This window comes from Aeromonas sobria, assembly GCF_050266975.1.
Lineage (GTDB): Bacteria > Pseudomonadota > Gammaproteobacteria > Enterobacterales > Aeromonadaceae > Aeromonas > Aeromonas sobria_B.
In genome coordinates, this window is sequence record NZ_JBKISU010000081.1 from 1 (window position 1) to 986 (window position 986).

Annotated in this window: 1 tRNA gene and 2 rRNA genes; all 3 read right to left on the bottom strand. The window is 47.6% G+C overall.

Annotated elements, in window-relative coordinates:
- Window positions 1-302: ribosomal RNA gene (locus ACLHZ1_RS20490) — 23S ribosomal RNA — on the bottom strand; the annotation flags it as partial.
- Between the two features lie 251 nt (window positions 303-553).
- Window positions 554-629 (bottom strand) — tRNA-Glu (locus ACLHZ1_RS20495).
- A 279-nt stretch (window positions 630-908) separates the two neighbouring features.
- Window positions 909-986, bottom strand: a 16S ribosomal RNA gene (locus tag ACLHZ1_RS20500); the annotation flags it as partial.

Here is a 986-nt window from a genome sequence, read left to right on the forward strand (position 1 = left end):
AGGACCATTCCACTAACTTCCAAGAAACTTAAGGGCTAATCCCCGTTCGCTCGCCGCTACTGAGGGAATCTCGGTTGATTTCTTTTCCTCGGGGTACTTAGATGTTTCAGTTCTCCCGGTTCGCCTCTATTACCTATGTATTCAGTAATAGATACCCAGCTTATGCTGGGTGGGTTTCCCCATTCGGAAATCTGTGAGTAATAGCGTCTCTTACCGACTTCTCACAGCTTATCGCAGGTTAGTACGTCCTTCATCGCCTCTGACTGCCAAGGCATCCACCATGTACGCTTAGTCACTTAACCATACAACCCCAAGAAGTGTCGTTGAACGACTCAGCTTGTTGCTGTACAACTTTCTTCCCGAAGGAAGGTGACCAAAATAAATTTTGGTTTTCGCCAAGAAGTTTCCAAAGCACTTGTAACAAATGTTTGAGAACTACTTTTTAAATCAGCTTTCCAGATTGTTAAAGAGCATGTTTGCAACGGCTCAAGGCCGAAGAAAACAGACATAAACACGACTGCTTATGTCTGCATTCTTGTTAGCAAAAGAGAAGTGGCGTCCCCTAGGGGATTCGAACCCCTGTTACCGCCGTGAAAGGGCGGTGTCCTAGGCCTCTAGACGAAGGGGACAAAACGTCCGCTTTCGATACTTCGTATCGAAGACGTTTTGTAAAGGCGACGCCGAGCCTGCGAGGCTCGCGGCCTTTAGCGCTGTTCGTTGTTATTGCTAACTGCGAATTGGGTAACGACTTGCGTCATCATTCACCCCCAATCCAACGAACAAACTTCTCTCGTTTGGCGTTAGCCAAACAAGCACTGACGCGTCATCTCTGGCGCATCAGGTCTTTGCTCTAACTACTTTGAATCAAGGCAATCTGTGTGAACACTCAACAACACGACATCTTAAGGTAAGGAGGTGATCCAACCCCAGGTTCCCCTAGGGTTACCTTGTTACGACTTCACCCCAGTCATGAATCACACCGTGGT